Raw genomic sequence first — 19845 nt, 5'->3', positions numbered from 1 at the left:
CCGGAATACATTTCCCGACAATGCTATTTTTCCAGGTAGGCCTTGGCCATGGGAAGGAAGGGGGAGTCTGTGAAGGTCTCCACGTATTTTTTAAGGATTTCCCTGGCCTTGTCTTCCTGCTTGGAGAGCCGGTAGGCCCGGGCCAAGCCCAGGTAGGCTTGTTCTTTGAAGAAATCATCCGGGCCGGAAAGGATCATTTTCAAGGTCTCAACGGCCCCCTGAACATCTCCCTCGGCCTCCTGGCAGGCCGCCAGGGCCAAACGCGCCATGGCTTGATAAGGGCTTCCTTCCGGAACCCTTTCCAGGAATTCCCAGTAGAGGGCGGCTGCCTCTTTGTATTTCCCTTCCTGAAACCTGATAGAGGCAAGCTCCGCTGTGGCAAGCCTTCGGGCCTTTGAAAGCCCGTAGTCTTCCATGACCTTACGGAAGTATTCCTCCGCCTGCTTCCTTTCCTCCTTGCCAGGTTCGGCGCCTTTGCCCTTTAAAAGGGCATAATAGGCAAGATTGTATGTCTCCAACCCCTTCTTGTTAGTGTACCTGAAATACCCCCAAAGGGCCAGGTAGATCAGGACAGCGGCCGCGAGCACCACCCCGACCGCCTTCAGGGTCTTGGCATGGTCCCTGGCGAAAATAACCGCCCTTTCACTGAAAGTCAGGAATTCATCCGGTTTTTTCAGAAGGTCTTTCCTGGATATTTTTTTCTTGGCCATTGGCAATGCCTTTGGAATTGCTGGGAAGTGGCTCATTCCTGTAGCAAAACCAAGGGGTACAGTCAAGGTAAAAACCCGCCGTTTTTCCCTTTGTGAAAACACCCCGGTCCGGCTATAAGAGGCGTGAGGGCCCGGGTGCCTCAATAAAGACCCTAAAGACGCCGCCGGGGGCCATTAGGATCAGTCCTTTCCCGGTGTATCTTTTTGGAGATGACCATGACCTTCGTCGATACCTTTCTTCAATATCTGGAGACCCTTCCCGATCTGCTGGTCTATTTTCTCCTTGGATTGAGCGCTTTCGTGGAAAACATCTTTCCCCCTATCCCCGGTGACACCATCACGGCCTTCGGGGCCTTCCTGGTTGGACTGGGAAGGTTGCAGTTCTTTGGTGTCTTCCTTTCGACCACTGTGGGGAGCCTTACAGGATTCATGACCCTATTTCAGCTTGGAAAAATCCTGGGGCGGACCTTCTTCACCCGGAAAGACTTCCGGTTCCTGAGATCCCGTGACATCCTCAAGGCGGAGAGTTGGTTCAACCGATACGGCTACTTGCTCGTGGCCGCAAACCGCTTCCTCCCCGGCATCCGCTCGGCCATTGCCGTCGCAGGCGGGATCACCCGGCTCAAGACCATGCCGGTGATCCTGCTGGCTGCCATCAGTTGCGGCGTCTGGAATTTCATCTGGATTCTGGCGGGTTTCTCCCTGGGATCGGAATGGGAGGTCGCCAAGGAGCGAATTTTGCATTTCACAACCCGTTACAACCTGGGCATACTTCTGGCCCTCACCCTGGTGGTTTTATTCCTACTGGTCCGTCGGGTGATGCGAAAGCGGAAAGAAAAAGCTTCCCATTCCCCACCCCCCCGCCCCTCCTGAACCATGAGCCGGTGTTCGGGACAGGCCTTCTCCTTACCGGGACAACACCCCATGCAAAGGAGCTTCCTCCCGGGATCCCCAAACCGAAAAAAACGGACGAAGGGCGAGGAGGGATTTTATCACTTAAGGACCGGAAAATTATGTTTGCCTTTTCCGTTAGGGGCGATTATATTATGTCTATTTTCACATAAGGTAACACCTATTCCATTATCCGATCTTTCCTTGTTTACCTAAAAAGGGAGAAGCCACTGTTGGAAAAGGAAAACCACCGCATCATCAACTACCTTCGTCTTTCTCTGACAGACCGCTGCAACCTCAGATGCATATATTGCATGCCGGAAGAAGGGGTGCGATTCATTCCTCATGAGGAAATCCTCTCTTACGAGGAAATGCTCCGGCTAGTAAGTATTGCTGTCCTGGCCGGCATTCGAAAGGTGAGGCTTACGGGCGGAGAACCCTTAGTTAGAAAGGATGTCCTCCCGTTTATCAAAAAACTGAGTGAGGTTCCGGGACTGGAGGAGATCACGCTGACTACCAACGGGGTCCTGCTTAAGGAATTCGCTCAGGGTCTCAAAGAATGCGGGATCTGCAGGATAAACATCAGCATGGACACCTTACGGCCTGACCGGTTCCGCCGCATCACGGGGCGTGATTATTTCGATCGAGTCTGGGAGGGGATTCACGAGGCCGAGCGCGTAGGTTTCGATCCGATCAAGATCAACGTTGTCGCCCTCAAGGGGATCAATGACGATGAGATTACGGATTTTGCCCGATTGACCCTGAAAAACCCCTACCATGTCCGGTTCATCGAGTTCATGCCGGTCGGGGACCGAAACGGCTGGTGCAACGAGCGTTTCATCTCCGTGGACGATATCCGGGACAGGATCCGCGCCCTTGGACCCCTTGACCCCGTCCCGCACGAAACCCTGGACGGACCCGCCCAGAGGTATATCCTGCGGGGCGCAAAGGGCGAGGTGGGATTCATCGGGGCCCTCAGCAACCATTTCTGCGACAGGTGCAACCGCCTTCGCCTGACCGCCGAGGGGCATCTGCGCGGCTGCCTTTTCTCGGACCAGGAGTGTGATCTAAAGACCCCCCTCAGGCAAGGTAAAAGAGAGGGTGAAATCCTGAAGTTGATTTTGGAAACGATCCGGAGAAAGCCGGCCGGACACGGCATCGCATTCCCTGAACCCCGAAAATGCGTCCGCCATATGTCCAGCATCGGGGGCTAGGCCGTTTTTTCAAGACCTTTGCAAAACGTCCTCTTCCACCCAATCTTCCGCCTTCGACACGGCTACGGCGTGACAAGCTGAGTCAGACTCAAACCGAGGATCCGTCCACAACCCATCGGACCCCGCCCTCCTACCGGGCCTCCTCGAGCGGTTCATGCTGAAAAAAGGGAGGAGGTTCCAGCCGGAAAATCCCTTCCGGGATGGTCTTATTGAATACGCCCTTCTCCCTCCGGAAGATCAAGGCCCTGTCATCTCCAGGGCAGTCGATGCGCACCACCCGGGCAAACCGAACCTCCCCCTTTGATTGGTAGTCCTTGAAGGTGACATTGATTCCCTGCCGGGGCAGGCGAATTCGCCCGGGAGCAAGCCCATCCCCTATTTGCTCCGCGATCTGCGTCACCTCTCCCTTTTCATCGAGGAAAAGAATACGGCCGCCCCGCGAAGAAACCGCCTTACCCGGGACCGGCAAGATCGGATACCCCCTCATGACGCCCCAGATCGTATTTTGGTCAATCTTCCCGCCTGGGAGGAACCTGGAGAAGGCGGTGGGGCTGAACGGCCCCTCGTAAAACTTCCGATCCCTGAAGGAGAGGATCGCCAAGTGATCCTCGTCCAGGAGGATATGCAGCAGGGGTTTCCCCCAGGAATGGGTGAGTTCGATCTTAATCCGAAAGGGATCGCGCGTACCGACCACCAGGGCCTCTGATTCGCCCTTCAAAAGGCCGTCCTTGAAGAACACCTTCCCGGCGCAATAGAAGGAAGAAACAAGGTCTTGCTGGACCCGGCTCCTTGTGATGACGGACTGAATCAGCTCGCGGCTGAACGGTTTGCCGGAAGGATAGGGGTGGAGGGCGGCGCAACCGAAGAGAAAGACTTGAAGGGCAAAGAGGGATAGGAGAAGGATTCCGCCCTTTATCCAGGCGGATACTTTCCGAGCGGCGGGAGGGCCGGGCGACCTGAGATCCGTCCGGTTCACTTTTCTTTGTCTTCTTCCAGACGTTTTCTGACCTCTTCGATCTTGACCTTCAATTTCTCCCTTTGGGGATGCTCCAAGGAGAGGGCCTTTTCGTACATCTCGATGGATTCCCGATACCTCCCTTTTTTGGAGAACACGTCTCCCAGGTGCTCAGCGATGGTCGGGTCGTTGGGTACCAGGGAAGCAGCCCGCTCCAGATATTTCAGGGCCTCATTATATCGTCCTTCCTGGTAGAAAACCCAGCCCAGGCTGTCCACGATGTACCCGCTGTTGGGTTTGATCTTCAGGGCCCGTTCAATCAACCTCCTGGCCTCATCCAGTCGGATCCCTTTCTCCGCATAGGTATAACCTATGTAGTTGAGTGCATCGGCATTATCCGGGTCGATCTCCAGGACCCTGCGCATCTCCCGGATGCATTCTTCATTCTTGCCCGCCTTGTCCAATATGACACCTAACCGAAAGATCAATTCCACGTTCCCGGGTTTTACGGCGATTCCCTTTCTAAGGACATCCAAGGCCTTGTCGTATTCCTTATTGGACTCCCAGAAGGAGGAAAGCACCAGGTAGATTTCAGCCTGATCCTTTTTGATTTCGATGGTCTTTTCCAGGAGATGAATGGCCTCCTCCTGCTTCCCTTGGTCCTCGAAAATATAGGCCATGTGCATTCTGGCCTTTACGAAGTATCCGGAATCATCCGGAATCTGCTTAAAATGAAACAGCGCCTTATTCAGGTCTCCCTTCTCCTCATAAGCCGCTGCAAGGTAGTACCTGGCCTTGTCGTCCTTGGGCCAGGCGGAGACGATCATACTCAGTTCTTCGATAGACTTTTCCAGCCGGCCGTGCCGAAGATAAATCAGACCGAGGGCTCGACGGCCCGGGTCCCCGGGCTTTGACAGCTTTCGAAGCACCGCCACGTGCTTCTCGGCCTCTGCTTCGCGGCCCGTCTGGAAGTAAATATTGATCAACCTCTCCCTGATCACGGCGTTTGTCGGATAATAGGAGAGGAACTTTTCATAGATCTTTGCCGCCTTCTCCGGACGGTCCGTCATCTGGTAGAGGCTTCCCAAGTCGAAAAGGGCCGGCTCCATCCGGGGGTTCAGGCTGAGGGCATCCAGGTAGGCCTTCTCCGCCGCTTTGTACTCGCGCATCTCGAGGTTGATCCGACCCAGGTAATAGTGGGCGATGATCTGGGAGGGGTCTTCTCTGAGAAGCAACGTCAGTTGCGTCTTCGCCTCCTTGAATTCCCCCTTCTTGATCAAAATCGTGATCAAGTGGAGCCGGATCTTCCTCTGATCAGGATCGATCTCCAGGATTTTCCTGAATTGTTCGAGGGCCTTGTCATCCTCCTCGCCGAGGGAGTAAATTTCCGCAAGCAGGATCCGGTTGGAGAGGCCGTCCGGATCTAGGGAGAGGGCCTTTTGGGCATAGGCAACCGCCTCGTCGAATTCCTCAAGCTCCTTGAGCAGGATGGCCATCTTCCTGTTTAGAAAAAGGGAGTCGGGATCATTCCGAACGGCCTCGGCGAGATAGGGTTTCGCCTCCTTCAACTGCCCGGAGGCCAGACAAAGAGAAGCCATGAGGTAGTTGCCGTAAGCCCGCTGGAGTTTGTCCTCCGGCAAGGAAGGGGCTGTTTTTCCTGGACCAGGCCCCTTTGCCTGCTCTCCATCAAGGGGAGATCGGAGCCCGGCGCAGGAAAGGGCCAGGACCGCAAATAAAAGGGAAAAAAGGACCAGCAGGTATTTGACCGGAGTTCTCACTTTGCCGCCGCTTTCCAGTGTTCGGGGCGCCCCCCGTCACTTGATAAAGTTTGCATAATTTTCCTCGAAATCAGGGATTTCATCCGTCAGCCATTTCTTGATGTCCTTTACGATCTTTTCCTGGATCTGCCGGACACGTTCCCGGGAGATGTGGTACTTGTCCCCCAGTTCCTGGAGGGTCATGGGATTTTCGGCCATGATACGGTTATCGAAGATATCCAGTTCCTTTCCTGAGAGCCTCTTGCGGTATTCCTCCAGCTTCTCCAGGAGCAATCGGCGGCTCTCTTCCTCGGCTATCTTTTCATCCACGGCCTCCCCCGGGTCGGGTAGAAAGGAGCCGTAAACCTCCCGTCCGTTTTCACCCACCGGCGCGCTCAGGGATACATCCCCCGACCCCAGGCGCTGGCTCATCTCTTCTACTTCTTTTTCTTTTACATCAAGGCGTTCGGCAAGCAGCCGGGGTTCGGGATTGAACCCTTGAGAAATCAGCTTGTCCCTTTCCTTGGCCAGGTTGAAGAACAGTTTTCTCTGGGTCTGGGTCGTGCCGATCTTCACCAGTTTCCAGTTTTCCATGATGAATTTCAGCATATAGGCCTTGATCCAGAAGGAGGCGTAATAGGAGAATTTGATCCCGCGATAGGGATCAAACTTTCGCACGGCCTGCAAGAGCCCGACGTTCCCCTCCTGAATCAGGTCCATCAGGCTCCGGGTCCAGTAACGATGAAAATCCATGGCGATCTTCACCACCAGGCGCAAGTTGGAGGTGACAAGTATGTAAGCCGCCCTTTGATCGTTCTTTTCCCGGAACCGTATCGCCAGCTCACGTTCTTCTTCCCGCGTGAGCAACCGGTAGTTCTTGATCTCCAGCAGGTAGAGCTGGAGAGGATCATAGGGTACAAGCGCCCTCTGGTCATCCTGGAGGACGGGCCGCAGATCACCCTGGAAGACCTGTTCGAAATCCAGGTCACCCTCCACCAGGTTACCCTCCTCGAGGATGCCTTTTTTTTCTTTCTTGTCCCCCTCGGTGTCCGTAACTCCGGGCCCCTTGGTGGGATCAGCGGGCGATGATCCGGACATAGCGTTTTTTCCCCGCTCTCAGCAATAGGACGTCCTGATCAAAATCCCGGACGTCGATGATACGATCAAAGGAATCGATTCGTTTACCGTTGACATAACCTCCACCCTGGGCGATCAAACGCCGGGCCTCACCCCTCGTTTTACAGAGCCCCGCCTTCTCGAAAAGGATATAGGCGGGGATCCCTTGCTCGAGTTCCGGCTCGCCCAGTTCAAGGCTAGGGACCGAATCCGAAAGGCTGGCCCTCTCTCCCCCGAAAAGTTGCCTGGCCGCTGTCCTGCATTTCTCCGCCTCTTCTTCCCCGTGGCACAGTTTGGTCGCCTCGTATGCCAGTATCTCCTTGGCGTACCGTATCTCATCCCCCTCGAGGGCCGCCAACCGGCGGATCTCGTCTATCGGGAGAAAGGTGAAAAGCCGCAGGAATCGTTCAACGTCCTGGTCGCTTTGGTTGATCCAGTACTGGTAATACTCATAAGGAGACGTGCGTTCCGGGTCCAACCATACGGCTCCCTTGTGGGTTTTTCCCATCTTGGTGCCGGAGGAGGTCGTGATCAATGGAAAGGTAAGGCCGTGAATCACCTCCCCTTCAAGCCGTCTCGTCAGATCCACACCCGCCAGGATATTCCCCCACTGGTCGTTCCCACCCATCTGGAGCCGGCAGTCATAGTGCTTGAAAAGGTGCCAAAAATCATAGGCCTGGAGGAGCATGTAGTTGAATTCGATAAAACTCAGGCCCGTCTTCAACCTGGCCCTGTAACTCTCAGCTGCGAGCATCCGGTTGACACTGAAATGCCGCCCGATGTCCCGCAGGAACTCTATGTAGTTCAAGTCCACGAGCCAATCCGCATTGTTCACCATAAGGGCCTTGCCCCCGCTGAAATCGAGGAACCGGGAAAGCTGTTTTTTGATCCCCACGGCGTTCTCCTCGATTTTCTCCCGGCTCATGATCCGGCGCATTTCCGTTTTCCCGCTGGGGTCCCCGACCAGGGTCGTTCCACCTCCCACCACCGCAATGGGCCGATGGCCTTCCCGTTGCATATGGGCCAGGGCCATGATGGGGACCAAACTCCCCACGTGAAGGCTGCTCGCCGTGGGGTCGAAACCGATATAGCAGGTGACGGGAGGAGTCGCCAGAAGTTCCCGGACCTGGTTTTCATCGGTCACTTGTTCAACGAATCCGCGTTCCTTGAAGATATCGAAAGTACTGTCCACTTCATTCCTCGTATTTCTTGGAGTGAAACCCCTCGGGAAGAGAAAGTTTCACCACCTGCCCCGTTTTTCCTAGATTTTCAAGCTTTATCCCGTCAAACTCAAGTTCGATTCCGGCCGCATTCCCGATGACCAAGTTGAATCCCTTCTCGGCCTTCCACTGTGGCCGGGTTCCGGATTGCAAAATGTACACCCTGGGATCTTTATCGTCGATGTAGATCTTCATCCAGGTCTTCTGGGTGACAATGGCTTCGAGCACGTGCTCCTTAAGGGCAATCTCCTCCTCCTCAAGCGAAGTTGCGTCGATGGATTCCCCCTCCTGCCGGCCCTCGGGGATCCCGGCGGTGGGGACTTCGGGCTTTCCGGCTGAGGCTTTCTTCGGGGCGCCCCCGGGAGCAGGGGCAAAGGTTTCCGCCTCCTGGGAAGGAGTTTCCTTCGGGAGTTGTTTTTCCAGCCGATTTACGCGCCCCAAAACCCCGGGCCATTGAACGGACCAATACCCCTCCTTCCAGAAATAGAGCCCCCCTGCAACTGCACAAAGAATCAAGACGATCAGGACGTTCCGCCATCTCCTCCCCTTCGGCACTTCGATAAGTGGCCTTAGGGGTTCCATCCTGAGGGCTTCGGCCTCACCGCTCGTATCCAGCAACTCTTCCGCTTCCACGCCCAGGGCCCTGGCATAGGCCCGGAGAAACCCTTTGACGAAAACCGGTGGAGGTAAGGCCTCCCAGTCCTCTCGTTCAATCGCCTCGATGTTCCGCCGTCGGACCCGGGTGATCTCCGCCACCTGTTCGATGGTAAGCCCTTTCTTCTCTCTTGCGTCCCTTAAAAGGGCTCCCAGGCCCGGCTTTTCCGTCCGCGCCTCTTCTCCTTCCCTCCCGGAATTTTCTCTCGTTTCCCTATCGGCCATGGCCGCCCATTTCGGAAGACCTAGAAGATGATCTTGGTGTAAGATTTTTCACGGAGTTTCTTGATCCAGGAAATATACCGTCTGTTGACCTCCATTTGATAAAGGGTCTCATAGATCGCGTCCCTGACCTCCTCGAAGGATTTCTGTTTCCCACCCTTTCTCGAAAGCACCTTTATGATCTGAATCCCGCCGGGCTGGACGATGATATCCGAAACACCCCCAACCGGCACGGATCGCAGGGCCTTGCGAATCTCCGGACCCAAATGGGACATCTTGAAGGTACCCAAGTCTCCACCGTCCCCCGCCGTGGGTCCCTCGGAAATCTCCCTGGCCAGGGCCTGGAAATCTTTTCCCCTTCTCAATTCATCCAGGATCTCCCTGCCCTTTCGGATCAGCGCCTTCATCTCTTCCTGGTCTCCGGGATTCTTCCGTGCGAGAAAGATGCCCGCAAGATGTACCTCCTGATCCGACATGAAATCTTCAAGGTGTTTCTTGTAAAAGTCCCGGACCATTTCCTCCCTGATGATGATCTTGGACTTGACCTCGTAATCAATGAGTTTCATCCTCTCGAGGTTGGTTTTCATCCTGGCCGCATACTGCTCGTATGTGAGGCCGTCCTTCTCCAGTTGACGCATCAAGTCTTCCTGGGTCCAATGGTTCAGTTCCTTTACCCTTTCGATCGCGCGGTCCACCTGTTTTTGTGTCACGCGGATTCCAAGTTCGGCGATCTTTTTCTGGGAAATCTTCTCGTTGATAAGAAGGTCCAACACCCTGCGGCGAGCTTCGAGAAATCCTTCCTCATCACGGCTGCGAAGATCGGCGGGTGAAAACCCGGTAACCTGCTTGATCTTTTTGTTAAGTTCATAGAGGGTGATAACATCATCGTTCACAATAGCCACCACCCGGTTACAGGTTTCAGCCCCAGCCGGGCGAAAAAATCCAGCGGTCACGACCGCCAGCACTACCCCTGCCCAGACCAGCTTTTTGTATCTCATCTCTATCCGCGCTCCAATTTGGTGATCAATTCCCGGTTCACGTAAACCGAATATTTTTTCTTCAAACCCTCCATCCAGTTGCGGTAGAAGGTCTCCCTCTTCGCCCTTAAGAGTTTCGCTTCTATTTCAGCCGTTGCATCAGGAAGACCGACTATACCAGGGCCCCTTTTCCTGAACACCACAAAGATATGGTAACCATAGGAAGTCTTTGTGACGGCACTCGGCTTCCCGAGGGGAAGCGAAAAAAGGACCTTTCCCATGGGATCCTCCAGGTCTTCCTGCGTCACCCAACTCACCTGGGTTTCATCCTCAATGTAAGGCAGGATGGAATACTCGGCGGCCAAGTCCGACATCTTTTCTCCCGCCTTCAGCCTTTTGAGGACTTCCTTGGCCTCTTTTCCAGTCCGGGTCACGATCTGCCGGAATTTGAGCATGGCGGGCCGTTTGAATTCATCCTGGTGGGAATCGTAATATTCCTTGATCTCCTGGAAACCCACAGGAGAGATCTGCTCACCGATCCTCTCCATGATCTTCTCGAAGAGAAGGCGGCGTCTGAGGCCCTCTTTCCATTCATCGAAATCCACACAGGCCCGAAGCAGGGACTCCTGGAAATCCTTTTCTCCCTGCCCCTTCTTGATCTCCCCGATGGCCGTCTCCAGCTCCGCTTCCGAAACCTCGATGCCGTTTTTGCGTGCATATTCCTGGATGGTAAGCCGCTCAACGAGGGAGTCCACAAGGGAGTCCATGACCTGCTTCAATCCAGCGGAATCAAGGTCCAGATCCAAAGCGAACCGCTGCATCTCCTCCTTGAAGGCCTCAGGGGAAATGCTGCTTTTCCCCACCCTGATAACGACCCCGCCACCCGAGGGCCCGAAAAAGTCACATCCCGATAGTAAGGCTGCAATTACTAGGTCACATCCCGATAGTAAGGCTGCAATTACTAGGAGGAGCCCAAAGATTCGACTATACCGCATGAATTCCCCCGGGAAATCTGCACACTTCAAAGAATGGTACAAACTGAAGAAGCCATTGAAATTTTTAGAATAACACTAAATAATGAAAAAGCAAGAACAATTCAGCCTCTTGCCCTCATCCAGACACGAGGTCCTTGAACCTGAAGTCTCTTGCAAACATATGAGATTGGGCAAACTCAGGCCTTTTGCAACGACCCGGAAACATGAGCGTTCTCCTTTTCTCTTGCAAACATATGAGATTGGGCAAACTCAGGCCTTTTGCAACGACCCGGAAACATGAGCGTTCTCCTTTTATCCATCCCTATCCCAAGATGGCGGTCCCCCTTTCATCCCCGGTAAAGGCCTCTGGATCCCCACCTCTTTCTTTTCCTTTGTCCGGTAAAACGGCCCGTATAAACTCCCCGGCCTCCTCCAGACACTCCAGGGGAGAGAGATTGATGCCGCTGATCCGGAGTTTCCTGTCCGACAGGAAGGTGAAAGGCCTTCCCCGCACAGTCCCGATCACCCTGGCAGGATCCACCTTTGAGGCCTCGGAAAAGGTGAGGACCAGGGCTCCGCCTTTTACATCGAGACGGGTGATTCCTGCCCTCTTCATAAGCAACCGAACAGACATCACTTTCAGCAGATTGCGTACCTCCTCCGGGAAGGGGCCGAATCTATCCCTCATCTCACCTGCCATCACTTCAAGATCCGCTTCTTCCCTGAGACTCGAAAGCCGGCGGTACAGATTCAACCTCACGTCCGTGTCCGCCACGTAGGTGCCTGGCAAGTAGGCGGGAATGCCCACGTGGATCTCGGGGTTCACCTCTTCGTGCCACTCTTCACCCTTGAGTTCCGCGATGCTTTGCTCCACCAGCTTGAGGTACAGCTCATATCCGATTGCCGAGATGTGGCCGGACTGGGAAAAGCCCAGGATGTTCCCGCCGCCCCGGATCTTGAGATCATGCAGGGCGAGATGGATCCCGGCCCCCAACTGGGAAAAATCCATGAGGGCCCGGATCCTCTTCTCCGCTTCCCGGGTCATTCTCCCATCCTTTGAGATCAGGAGGTAGGCATAGGCATTCTCTTTTCCACGGCCCACCCTGCCCCTTAGCTGATAGATCTGGGAGAGGCCGAAGCGATCGATTTCATTAATAATAATGGTATTTACCGACGGGATGTCGAGCCCCGACTCGATGATGGCCGTGCAGACCAATACGTCCGTTTCCCTCCGAAGGAACCGGATCATGGTCTCTTCCAGGTCCTTCCCCTTCATCTGCCCGTGGGCCACTGCGAATCTTGCCCCCGGCACCAGTTCCTTGAGCCGCTGCGCCATGTGATCAATGGTCTGGACCCGGTTGTGCACGAAGAAGACCTGCCCGCCCCGCTCCAACTCGAATTCGATGGCATGAACGATGGTGGGTTCATCATAAGGGGAAAGATAGGTCTGAATGGCCAAGCGGTCCTCCGGCGGCGTCTCGATGATGCTAAGGTCCCGAATTCCCATGAGGGAAAGATGGAGGGTCCTGGGAATGGGAGTCGCGGTCAGGGCCAGCACATCCACCAGGGCCCTGAACCTCTTCAGGGCCTCCTTCTGTTTGACACCGAAGCGCTGTTCTTCGTCCACTATGAGAAGCCCCAGGTCCTTAAAGCCCATATCCTTCTGCAGGATCCGGTGGGTCCCGATCACGATGTCCAACCGCCCGGAACGAAGCTCGGCAATGATTTCCTTTTGCTGGGCACGGGATTTGAAACGGCTGAGCACACCCACCCTGATGTTGTAAGGGGCCATCCGCCTCCGGAAGGTCTCGTAGTGCTGCTCGGCCAGGACGGTGGTTGGAACCAGCATGGCCACCTGTTTCCCGTCCATCACGGCCTTGAAGGCCGCCCGAATGGCCACCTCTGTCTTCCCGAAACCAACGTCCCCGCATATCAGCCTGTCCATGGGCCGGTCCGATTCCATGTCGGTAAGCACGGCATCGATGGCCTTTATCTGGTCGGGTGTCTCCTCGTGTTCAAAGGTCGCTTCAAATTCCCTGTAAGTATGGTCCGGCCTGGAAAAGGCGAAGCCCTTACGATATTTTCGAAGGGCATAGATCTCAACCAGTTGCTTGGCGATCTCCTGGATGGAGCGCTTGGCCCGACTTTTGGCCTTCTCCCAGGCATGTCCTCCCAGACGGTCCAATTTCGGCTCTGAATCATCCGCACCCACGTATTTCTGAAGGATGCTGATCCGGTCCGCCGGGATATAGAGCTTGTCGTTGTTGGCGTATTCGACGATCACAAAATCATTGACCTGACCCTGGACCTCCATCTTCTGAAGGCCTCCGTACCGCCCGATCCCGTGATCCTGGTGGACCACCGGATCCCCCACCCTGAGCTGACTGAAGGCGGTCCAGTTCAATCCCCCCTTCGTTATTTCCTTCCCGGGCCTGGCCAGGGATTTCTTGGTCCCAAAGATCTCGTCTTCGCTGATGACACAGAGACTGATCTCCGGCCAGGCGAATCCCCGGGAAAGACGCCCTAGGCAGATGATGAGCCGGTTTTCCCGGGGAATCTCGCTCCAGGACTCCGCCGTACACTCCACCACAACGTCATAATGGCCCAGGATCTCCCTAAGCCGGCCCGCTTGCTGCTTGGTCCTTGACACCAGGACCACCTTGAAGCCCTGTTTCAACCATGCGCTGATCTGTTCGGCCAGGGGGGCCATGGTCACCCGGTCCCGTCTCGACAACTTGAAACCGGAAGCCGCAACCTCGTCCCGAACGCCTGGGACGGCAAGGGAGTGCGCCCTTTCTTCCTTACGTTCGACAGGCAACTCGCTGAAACGGACGTTCCTTCTGCCCTGGAAAAACCTTCCAGCCTCCTCTACCGGCACCAAGATTCCATCCACGTCCGGGAACGGGGCCTGGCGTTTCTCAGCCTCCCGCCTGAACCGTTCCTCGTCCCGGCTAAACCGTTCAACAAACCGCTCCATTTCAATCTCGATGCGGCGGGGTTCGATGAGAAGGAGCAGCCCCTCTTCCGGGAAGTAATCGAAAAAGGTATCCAGGCGGGAATAGAAATGGTTCATCCACCCTTCCTGTCCCGGAAAACTTCCCGTTTCCTGGAAGGCCTTCGGGAGCCTGCCCATGGACCGGGCCCTCTTGATCCCCTTCTCGTCCATGATGATTTCATTCGCGGGCAAAAGGACCAGATCTTTCAGTTGGGTCGTGGAGCGCTGAGTAAGGGGATCAAAGTGACGGATGGACTCGAGACGATCCCCCCAGAACTCCAGCCTTACGGGCTCCGGGTAGAGGGGGGGATAGATGTCTACTACGCTGCCCCGGATAGAAAAGTCACCCCGCTCCTCCACCAAGGATGTCCGAAAATAACCCAGGGCATGGAACTTCGAGATCAGGGCCTCCCTCTCGAACTCTTTTCCGACCTCGAAAAATTCCAGGGCATCGACAAGGGCCTCCCTGGGAAGGATCTTCAAAAGGAGCGCATCGGCCGAAGTGACAACAATGGAATCCTCCCGGGCCGTCAGGGCGTAAAGGGACTGGAGTCGCCGGGTGATGATCTCACGGTGGGGACTCAATCCGGAGAGGGGAGAAATGTCGTAGACAGGGAAATCGTAAAGTCGCCTTGCGTTGACCTCTTCCCGGGTAAAGGAAGGGGGAAGAAAAAACTCCATCTCTCCATAGAATCGTTTTGCATCTCTCCCCCGGGGAAGGACGATAAGGCAGGGTCTAGTCACCCTCTGGAGGAGGTGGGAGATGAAAAATTCCCTGGAAGCGCCTCGAAGACCGGAAATATGAAGGCTGCGCTCACCTCCATCCATACGTTTTAGGAGTTCGTCAAGATAAGGATTCTTGGCATTCATGTGCACTGTCAGTTAGGGTCGCCTCCCTCCCCCTTAAAAGCAAGCAAATTTATTCGAGATCAAGGCTATTGCCCCGGATAGGAAGGCACAGGTTTCTCTCACTGCCCGAATGAGGCGATAGAAAGACAAACCAATCCCTTCCGGACACACCGGTTGTGGGATAGGAATCCTTCCGCCCGAGGCTTTGCAGCCTATTTCACCGGATCAACATATCCAAAGGAATCAGCGATGGCAAGAGCGAAAAAACAATGAACAGGCAGCACTCTTTTGCGGGAATCATGCAGGTAAAAATATTTCACTATATTCCCGGCCCCGGGACTTTAAGCCATTGCCAATCTTTCGAATTTCCTGTAAAAAAGTAAAGTCAGGATGTCCTTCCCGCCCCTTTCGGGCGGATGGATTCTAAAACCAATCACCCGGCCCCTATTTCCCCATGGACGGATACGTTGAAATCGCCATCCTTGAAAACCAGATCGAAGCGATGCTCCTCCGATCCGTCCTCCAGGAACGCGGCGTTCCCCACCTCATTCGATCCTATCACGACACGGCCTATGACGGCCTCTTCCAGACCCAAATGGGCTGGGGCGCCGTGCTGGGCCAGGAATCCCACAGATCCGAAATCTTGGAAATCCTCCACACATTGAGACGGCAAGCCGGGGCCCATGAGGAATAAAGTTTTTGGGCGTTTCCATTCCTCAGGTGACCTCCCGGAACCGATCCGCCGCCGTCATACAGATCGGGACGCCCTTGACCCGCTTTCCACTTTTCCCTATACTGCCTGCCGTTTACCAAGGACACCACACAGGGTCTTCCGGGGCCCTGTTATTTGTAACGACACGAACAAAAGGGGAGGTTCTTGAAATGCTGGAAGACCGTATCGTTTACCTGAACGGAGAATTCCTGCCTTGGGGCCAGGCAACCGTCCACATGATGAGCCACAGCTTCTCCCGTGGCTCCGCCATTTTTGAGGTGCTGAGTTTGCATGAAACCCCCTCCGGACCTGCCGTCTTCCGGCTCGATGAACACCTTGACCGTTTCTTTCGAAGCGCAGAACTGCTGGGCATGACTATTCCGTACTCCAAGGGTGTCCTCGGTGAAGCCATCTCCGAAACGGTCAGGAAGAACGGGGTGCGGGAAGGGACCATCAAGGTCCTTGGATATTATTCCCAGGTGGCTTTCGAGATACTGCCGCCCCCCCAGGAACTGGACATTGCAGTATTTGTCGTTGTTCCCTCGGAGGATCTGGGAGGCTTCAAGGCCCCGCACTCAGAGGGCTCCACCCTTTGTGTTTCAAAGTGGCGCAAGCTGGATCCCCAAACCGTTCCCATCGAGGCCAAAGCAGCCGCAAATTATCTCAACGGAATGATGGCCCGAAAAGAGGCCCTGGAAAAGGGCTTTGACTTTACCGTCATGCTGGATACCCAAGGATTCCTGGCAGAGGGGGGCACCGAATCCATCTTCCTGGTCAAGGATGGTGTCCTGCTGACCCCGTCCGAAGGCACTGTCCTGAAGAGTATCACCCGCAAGTCCATCATAGAGGCGGGAAAGACCCTTGGAATTGAAGTGAGGGAAGGGAGGTTTCCGCCGGAACTCCTCCAAAACGCAGAAGAAATCTTTTTCTCCTGCACCCCCATGAAAGTCCTACCTGTAAAGAGATGCGAGGAGAGAATTCTCTCCCCCATCCCAGGTGCCGTCACCGGCAGGATCTCGGCCTTGTTGAACGACATCGTGGCCGGGAAGGACGAAAGGTTTGCACACTGGCTCTTTCCGGTAGGCTGAAAACCCTTAAACCCTTGCTTCATCTAATCCCGACCTGACATGCGAGTCCTTCTCCTGAACCCTCCGTCCCGGGACACCTTTCGTCGTGCCGGGATCCTTCTCCCACCTTTGGGCCTCCTTTACGTGGCCGCCGCGGCTCGAGCCAGAAGGCACCTCGTTCGGGTCGCGGATCTGGCGGTCGAACGCCGACGGCCCGACTTTTCTTCCTCAGATGTCGTCGGCATATATTGCGATACCAGCCGCTACCCCTGGGCCCGCGAACTGGCCCGGCTGGCCAAAGGGGCCGGTGCCAGGGTGGTCATGGGAGGACCCCATCCATGGTTCTGTGCGGAAGAAATCCTCTCATCGGGCCATGTTGATGCCGTCGTCAAGGGGGAAGGGGAAAAGGTTTTCCCTGATCTCCTCGATTGCTGGGAAAATGGTGGAGACCCCGGCTCCATCCCCGGCCTGATCTTTCCTGCTCCAGGCGGGCCCCAGGATACCGCCCCCCCCGAACGCATCCATGACCTGGATTCCCTTCCCTTTCCGGCCAGGGATCTGGTGGACCTATCCCTCTATGCCCCTTCCCGCCTGGGAACCCGTCCCCTGATGTCCCTTCACACCAGCCGTGGGTGTCCTTACGGGTGCCGCTTCTGCTCCTCCACCAGCTTCGACGGCCCTAAGTGGCGGGCCAGGAGTTCCGAAAACATCCTCTCGGAGTTGGAATACCTCGTTAAGGACCTGGGATACAGGGCCGTTGCCTTCCTGGACGACAACTTCCTTGGCTCACCGGAAAGGATCCACCAATTGTGCGAGGGAATCCTTCAAAAAGACCTGGATGTTCACTGGTGGTGCTTCTGCAGGGCGGACACCGCCGTTCGAAATCCCCACTTGATACAGCACATGGCCGAGGCCGGAGCGAGGAACGTCTTCGTGGGGGTCGAGTCCCCCAGCCCGGCCCAGCTAAAGCGTTTCCACAAGGGAATCGGCCCGGAGCAGGTCCGGGAGGCGGTAGAAATCTTCCGCAAAAACCGTATCGAAGTCCTCGCGGCATATATCCTGGGGGCGCCGGAAGAGAGTAGAAGGGATCTTCTGGCCACTATCCGCTTCGCCAGGAAACTGAACACGCAGACGGCTCAGTTCACTCTCCTTACACCCTACCCGGGAACGGCGCTCTATGAGCAATTGAAGGAAAGGATCACGGAGAGAGACTGGAGCAAGTTCGATGCCGTTCACGCGGTTTTCGATCATCCCAGGATCCCGCGCCTTGAATTGCAGTTTTGGCTAATCTGGGCAAACCTCTCCTTTTACCTTCGAAGCTGGAAATCCATCCGCGGCCTCATCCGCTATTTCCACCACCGCTTAAAGAGAATAAAAAGGGAAAGCTCGTGTAATCAACCCTCCCCAGGATCTCTCAACGGTTGAGGTGCCCCAGGTCCTGTCATCTGCCGTCCCCTTCTCCAAGGTACTCAACATATTTCCGCCCCTCGGGGGTCTCCAGGAATTGGATGGTGTGGCGGATTACGGCCGTGGCCTTAGATCCATTGGCGGCCAGCCACCTTTCTAACTGAGCCCTGTCCGGAGAGGTGAAGAGAAGATCCCGCCTGTATCGCTCCACCTGGTCCCAGTATTCCGAATTCCTCCTGACCGGGATGAAGCCCATTCGGGCCTTCCATCCACCCATCTTTACCTGGGTCAGGATATAATAACTCTTTCCTGCCTTCAGATCGGCCTCGACGGCACGCTTATTCTCGGCGATGCCGATGAAAAGGTGCTTCCCGGGATCACATTCATAAACGAAGTAGGATTTCGCCTGGGCCAACCCGATGAGGTTCTCCCGATCCCATATCTGGAAATGGACCGCGAACCCGAAACCCGAAGGTCTCATGAAATAGACCCGTGCCTTGTCCGCGGGTGGATTGTCGCCCGGTGGAGAAGACTGCCGCATGTAAGGGCTCGATCCGGCGCACCCGACCGCAAGAAGGATAAAGGCCACGAATAAGACAACCTTCCCCCACTTTTTCATGATAACCCCCTCCTCCCAAAAAAGTTATGAGCAAGCAGGAACGTTCCCCCTATCACTGTCATGCATGTTCATTTGAGGATATCACCCAGTTCTTCCATACGTTCCTGCACGAGCCTCTTCACCTCTAAGATCCCTTCATGTCCTATATTCAGAAGGCGGGCGGAATCCGTTTCCAGCACGTTTTCCACGTTTGCCCCCGAAACATCATATCCCATGCTCTTTACCAGCATGTTGGCGAGATGAACAACGAGCAACTCCCCGGAGGAATTGCCTAACCCGGAAAGATCATTATGGTACCGCGCAATTTCAACAAGCAATGGCGAAAAGGCCCACTTTTTGAGCAGGCCTGCACCGAATTCACCATGGAATTTCTCGAGAAGTACTGATATCGTATTGTCTTCGAGCATTATTCCTGCCTGCCCATGTTCCTCCAGTTTGCTGATGACATCCAGCAGGATCAGTTTTCCGATGTCGTGCAAAAGGCCGGCCGTGAAAGCATCCTCTGGTACCCATACCCCAAGGACACCGGACAACACTTCCGAGGCATAGGCACAGGCGAGACTGTGCCGCCACAATTTTTCCACAAAGGGCGAGAAGAGCCGGTTTCCCGTTTCAAAGAACTCCTTGCTGCAGATCGCATATACATATTGCTTCGTAATGGAAACCCCCAAACGGTTTATCGCCTGTTCCAAGGAAATATTCTTTTTTACCCCACGGTAAAACGGGGAGTTTGACATACTGATAAGCTTGGCGGAGATAGCCACGTCCTGTTTCAAAAGGTCGGCCATCTCCTGAAAACCCGCCCCTTTTTCTACCAATTCCTTGAATCGCATCCCGATACGCGGAAACGATGGCAAATCAATCTCTCCCCGCCTGAACTCCTCGCTGATCTCCGCGATGATCTCCTCCCTGCTTCGTTGAGGTCGAGGAGCGGAAATGTACGGGGACGTCATGGAATGGGGAAAGAGCTTCGCTATCTTGGCATCCAGTATTTTGCGGTCAAAAGGTTTCACCACATAATCGTCACACCCGGCCTGGATAGCGGTAATCAGGTTGTCCTTGTCAGCGTGGGATGTCACCATAATGATCTTCGTTCTTACCCCATTAGGTCTTATCAGGTCCTTTTCTCTTTCCCTGATCTCATACACGGCCTCTATCCCATCCATATCAGGCATCGAGATATCCATGGTGATAAGATCGAACGGCCTGTGACTTCTCCACGCCTCTTCTACCTCCTCAATCGCAAGCCTTCCACTCTGCACCGACCTACATTCACCGAAATTACTCAGGATCTTCTGCATCTTTTTCCTGCTGACAAGCTCATCGTCGACAACAAGGATCCTCATCATCTCATCTCCCGCGGATTTTGGTTCAGGGCATGTCCCCGTATCAGCTCAAATCCCGGGGAAGGTTCATCGCATTCAACAGCCAGCCCAGGAGGGGACACACTCTCCCAACCCTTGTTTCTTTTGCCATCACATACGGCCCTTTTAAAGACAAACTACT

At 55.0% G+C, this 19845-nt stretch carries 16 protein-coding genes; 5 read left to right on the top strand and 11 right to left on the bottom strand.

The features are described from left to right. Positions 1–23 precede the first annotated feature (23 nt). On the bottom strand, positions 24–710 hold the full coding sequence (locus tag JRF57_07570; protein MBW2303559.1) for a tetratricopeptide repeat protein: 687 nt from the start codon (positions 708–710) through the stop codon (positions 24–26). Between the two features lie 216 nt (positions 711–926). On the opposite strand from JRF57_07570, the gene JRF57_07565 reads away from it, so the two are divergent. Beyond that, complete coding sequence (locus JRF57_07565) at positions 927–1583, top strand: DedA family protein (protein ID MBW2303558.1); 657 nt, start codon at positions 927–929, stop codon at positions 1581–1583. Positions 1584–1831: 248 nt separating this feature from the next. Further along, on the top strand, positions 1832–2815 hold the full coding sequence (gene moaA / locus JRF57_07560; GenBank protein ID MBW2303557.1) for a GTP 3',8-cyclase MoaA: 984 nt from the start codon (positions 1832–1834) through the stop codon (positions 2813–2815). Between the two features lie 130 nt (positions 2816–2945). Here moaA and JRF57_07555 read toward each other — a convergent pair whose 3' ends face one another. The 8 genes from JRF57_07555 to mfd all read right to left on the bottom strand — a co-directional run bounded on the left by JRF57_07555 (position 2946) and on the right by mfd (position 14555). Then, the gene (locus tag JRF57_07555) at positions 2946–3791 is read right to left on the bottom strand and encodes a hypothetical protein (protein ID MBW2303556.1); all 846 of its coding nucleotides are present in this window, start codon (positions 3789–3791) and stop codon (positions 2946–2948) included. Further along, entirely contained in the window at positions 3788–5548 is a 1761-nt protein-coding gene (locus tag JRF57_07550) for a tetratricopeptide repeat protein (GenBank protein MBW2303555.1), read from the bottom strand. Before JRF57_07550 ends, JRF57_07555 begins: the two co-directional genes overlap by 4 nt. 36 nt (positions 5549–5584) lie before the next feature. After that, a complete protein-coding gene (locus tag JRF57_07545; GenBank protein MBW2303554.1) occupies positions 5585–6625 on the bottom strand; it encodes an RNA polymerase factor sigma-32 in 1041 nt (346 codons plus the stop codon). Continuing rightward, a complete protein-coding gene (locus JRF57_07540; protein ID MBW2303553.1) occupies positions 6603–7835 on the bottom strand; it encodes a tyrosine--tRNA ligase in 1233 nt (410 codons plus the stop codon). The genes JRF57_07545 and JRF57_07540 overlap by 23 nt, the downstream gene beginning before the upstream one ends. A 1-nt stretch (position 7836) precedes the next feature. After that, on the bottom strand, positions 7837–8742 hold the full coding sequence (locus JRF57_07535; protein ID MBW2303552.1) for a helix-turn-helix domain-containing protein: 906 nt from the start codon (positions 8740–8742) through the stop codon (positions 7837–7839). A 20-nt stretch (positions 8743–8762) separates the two neighbouring features. Further along, positions 8763–9737, bottom strand: coding sequence for a SurA N-terminal domain-containing protein (locus tag JRF57_07530; GenBank protein MBW2303551.1), 975 nt, complete (start codon positions 9735–9737; stop codon positions 8763–8765). Between the two features lie 2 nt (positions 9738–9739). After that, the gene (locus JRF57_07525; GenBank protein ID MBW2303550.1) at positions 9740–10711 is read right to left on the bottom strand and encodes a peptidyl-prolyl cis-trans isomerase; all 972 of its coding nucleotides are present in this window, start codon (positions 10709–10711) and stop codon (positions 9740–9742) included. 301 nt (positions 10712–11012) lie between these two features. Further along, the gene (gene mfd, locus JRF57_07520; GenBank protein ID MBW2303549.1) at positions 11013–14555 is read right to left on the bottom strand and encodes a transcription-repair coupling factor; all 3543 of its coding nucleotides are present in this window, start codon (positions 14553–14555) and stop codon (positions 11013–11015) included. A 433-nt stretch (positions 14556–14988) separates the two neighbouring features. Between mfd and JRF57_07515 the strand changes: the two genes are divergently transcribed. The 3 genes from JRF57_07515 to JRF57_07505 all read left to right on the top strand — a co-directional run bounded on the left by JRF57_07515 (position 14989) and on the right by JRF57_07505 (position 17738). Then, the gene (locus JRF57_07515; GenBank protein MBW2303548.1) at positions 14989–15228 is read left to right on the top strand and encodes a hypothetical protein; all 240 of its coding nucleotides are present in this window, start codon (positions 14989–14991) and stop codon (positions 15226–15228) included. A gap of 188 nt (positions 15229–15416) precedes the next feature. Then, positions 15417–16334 carry an aminotransferase class IV gene (locus JRF57_07510; protein MBW2303547.1) on the top strand — a complete coding sequence of 306 codons (918 nt, stop codon included), beginning with the start codon at positions 15417–15419 and terminating at the stop codon, positions 16332–16334. 108 nt (positions 16335–16442) lie between these two features. Then, positions 16443–17738: a B12-binding domain-containing radical SAM protein gene (locus JRF57_07505; GenBank protein ID MBW2303546.1), complete on the top strand. Its 1296-nt coding sequence runs from the start codon at positions 16443–16445 to the stop codon at positions 17736–17738. 16 nt (positions 17739–17754) lie between these two features. Here JRF57_07505 and JRF57_07500 read toward each other — a convergent pair whose 3' ends face one another. After that, complete coding sequence (locus JRF57_07500) at positions 17755–18339, bottom strand: hypothetical protein (GenBank protein MBW2303545.1); 585 nt, start codon at positions 18337–18339, stop codon at positions 17755–17757. A 68-nt stretch (positions 18340–18407) separates the two neighbouring features. Next, a complete protein-coding gene (locus JRF57_07495) occupies positions 18408–19688 on the bottom strand; it encodes an HDOD domain-containing protein (protein MBW2303544.1) in 1281 nt (426 codons plus the stop codon). Positions 19689–19845 lie beyond the last annotated feature (157 nt).

It is taken from the genome of Deltaproteobacteria bacterium (assembly GCA_019310525.1).
Classification (GTDB): domain Bacteria; phylum Desulfobacterota; class DSM-4660; order Desulfatiglandales; family HGW-15; genus JAFDEE01.
This window is presented reverse-complemented; position numbering and strand designations above follow the sequence as displayed.